Source organism: Actinomycetospora sp. (assembly GCF_055612215.1).
The window spans coordinates 1-2,479 of record NZ_JBVPVA010000371.1 but is presented as its reverse complement, the minus strand read 5'-3'; the positions used below and the strand labels follow the sequence as shown (position 1 = coordinate 2,479).

At 75.3% G+C, this 2,479-nt stretch carries 2 protein-coding genes and 1 other RNA gene; 2 read left to right on the top strand and 1 reads right to left on the bottom strand.

Annotation, left to right across the window (positions count from 1 at the left end; translation table 11 throughout):
* Positions 1-136, bottom strand: an RNA gene (gene rnpB / locus AC0CYZ_RS10595) — RNase P RNA component class A; the annotation flags it as partial.
* Between the two features lie 61 nt (positions 137-197).
* Between rnpB and AC0CYZ_RS10590 the strand changes: the two genes are divergently transcribed.
* Both AC0CYZ_RS10590 and AC0CYZ_RS10585 read left to right on the top strand, forming a co-directional pair.
* A complete protein-coding gene (locus AC0CYZ_RS10590; RefSeq protein WP_472215013.1) occupies positions 198-968 on the top strand; it encodes a sulfite exporter TauE/SafE family protein in 771 nt (256 codons plus the stop codon).
* Positions 965-2,290 carry an SLC13 family permease gene (locus AC0CYZ_RS10585; RefSeq protein WP_472215011.1) on the top strand — a complete coding sequence of 442 codons (1,326 nt, stop codon included), beginning with the start codon at positions 965-967 and terminating at the stop codon, positions 2,288-2,290. The genes AC0CYZ_RS10590 and AC0CYZ_RS10585 overlap by 4 nt, the downstream gene beginning before the upstream one ends.
* Positions 2,291-2,479 lie beyond the last annotated feature (189 nt).

Sequence of the window (2,479 nt, the reverse complement as noted above, 5' to 3'; positions counted from 1 at the left end):
CCGATGGCGGTCTGTTCTCTGTGGCACTGTCCCGCGGGTCACCCCGGGTTGCTGTTGGCAACCACCCTGCCCTGTGGAGTCCGGACTTTCCTCGACGAGCCCTCGTGGGGCTCGACGCGGCCGCCCGGCCGACTCCTCCGCCAGGCCGATCCTAGCGGGCGGGCACGCCGACCCCGGCCGGACTACCGTGCCGTGCCGTGACGCACCCGGGCGCGCTCCAGATCGTCCTGCTCGTCGTGCTCGGACTCGTCGCCGGCGCGGTCAACGCGATCGCGGGCGGCGGCTCGCTCATCGTGTTCCCGGTGCTGCTCGCGACCGGGCTCCCGCCGCTGCCCGCCAACGTCACCAACTCGGTCGCGCAGTGGCCCGGGTACGCCGGCTCGACGGTCAGCGCGCGGCGGGACCTCCGCGGCCAGGGGCGTCGGCTCGCGCTCACGACGATCCCCGCGGCGCTCGGCTCCGCGGTGGGGTGCGCGCTGCTGCTCGTGCTGCCGCAGTCGGTGTTCGACGCGATCGTCCCGGTCCTGGTCCTGCTCGCCAGCCTGACCCTGGGCGCCCAGCCGTGGATCAAGCGCTGGACCTCCCGCGACGGCGAGTCCGAGGCGGGCCGGGAGCGGCCGGTCGCGCTCGTCGTCGTCACCTTCGTCGCCGCGGTGTACGGCGGCTACTTCGGCGGGGCGCTCGGCGTCGTGCTCATCGCGGTGCTCTCGCTGCTGTGCGCCGACGGCATGCGCCGGCTCAACGCGGTGAAGGTGCTGCTCTCGCTGGTGGTCGCGTCGGTCACCGTGGTGCTCTTCGCGATCTTCGCGCCGGTCGACTGGTTCGCCGTGCTGCTCCTCGCGCCCTCGACGCTGGTCGGCGGCTACCTCGGGATGGCCGTCGCGCAGAAGATGCCCGACAACGTGTTGCGCTGGAGCGTCGTCGTCCTCGGCGTCGCGGTGGCGATCTACCTGTTCGTCAAGGGGTGAGCGGACCCGCGGCGACCGCCCTCGCCGTCGCGCTCCTGGCGGCGGTGCTCGTCGTCGCCGTCTGGCGGCCCCGCGGGACACCGGAGGCGGTCGCGGCGATCCCGGCCGCGGCCCTCGTCGTCGTGAGCGGACTGTTGAGCGGGCCCGACGCGCTCGCCGAGGTCACCCGGCTCGGGCCGACCGTCGGGTTCCTCGCCGCGGTCCTCGTCCTCGCGCACCTCGCCGACGTCGAGGGCGTGTTCACCTGGGCGGGGTCGCTGCTGCGGGGCAGCCGGGGACGCCGGTCCTCCGACGTCGAGTGTCGGGAAGGGGACTTCTCTGACGCCGGGACACCCCTCTTCCGACGCGTCTTCGGCGTCGCCGCCGTGACGACGGCCGTGCTGAGCCTCGACGCGACGATCGTCCTGCTCACCCCGGTCGTGGTGCGCTCCGCCCGCCGGATGCGCCTCGCCGCCGCCCCGGCCGCGTTCGTGTGCGCACATTTGGCGAACTCCGCCTCGCTGCTGCTGCCCGTCTCGAACCTGACCAACCTGCTCGCGGTCGGGGCGACCGGCCTCTCGTTCGTGGACTTCGCCGCCCTGATGGCGCTGCCGTGGGTCGTGGTGCTCGCCGTCGAGTACGCGGGGCTGCGGTGGGTGTTCCGGCGGGACCTGGACCGTCCGACGTCGGACGACCGGGAGCGGCAGCCGCTCGACGAGGACCGGCTCGACGAGGACGTCCCCGTCCCGATGTTCGCCCTCGTCGTCCTCGCCCTGACCCTCGCCGGGTTCGCGGCCGCCGCCCCGCTCGGTATCGAACCCGTCTGGGTCGCCGTCGCCGGGGTCGTCGTGCTCGGGGCCCGGTCGCTCGCCACCCGCGCCACCACCCCGGCCGCGGTCGTCCGGGCGGCCGACCCGCTGTTCTGCCTGTTCGTGCTCGCCCTGGGGATCGTGGTGGCGGCCGTCGGGGTGCACGGGCTCGGCGGGGTCCTCGGCGGCCTCGTCGCGCCGCTGGGTACCGGGTTCCTCGGGCTGCTCGCCGTCGCCGGCCTCGCCGCGCTGCTGGCCAACGTCGTCAACAACCTGCCCGCGACGCTGCTGCTGCTCGCCGCCTTCGGCCCGGCCCCGGCCACCGCGACGGTGCTCGCGATGCTGATCGGGGTCGGGGTCGGGCCGAACCTCACCTACGTCGGCTCGCTCGCGACGCTGCTGTGGCGGCGGGTGATGGCCGCCGAAGGGGTCCCGCCGACGCTGCGCCGGTTCACCGTCGCGGGTCTGGTCACGACCCCGGCGGCCCTCGTCGCGGGCACGGCGGCCCTGTGGCTCGTCAGCGGATCGCCCTAGGCTCCGGCGGGTGCCCGCCGACGACGACCGCGCCCGCGTCCGCGACCAGGCGCTCGGCGTCGCCGCCGGGTGGTCGCCCGCCGACGCCCCGGCGTCCTGGGCGCTGACCGCCGAGCTCTTCCGGGCGATCGCCGACGAGGACGTCCTGCTCGATCTGGCCGCTGCGGTCCCCGCCGACCGGCTGCCCCC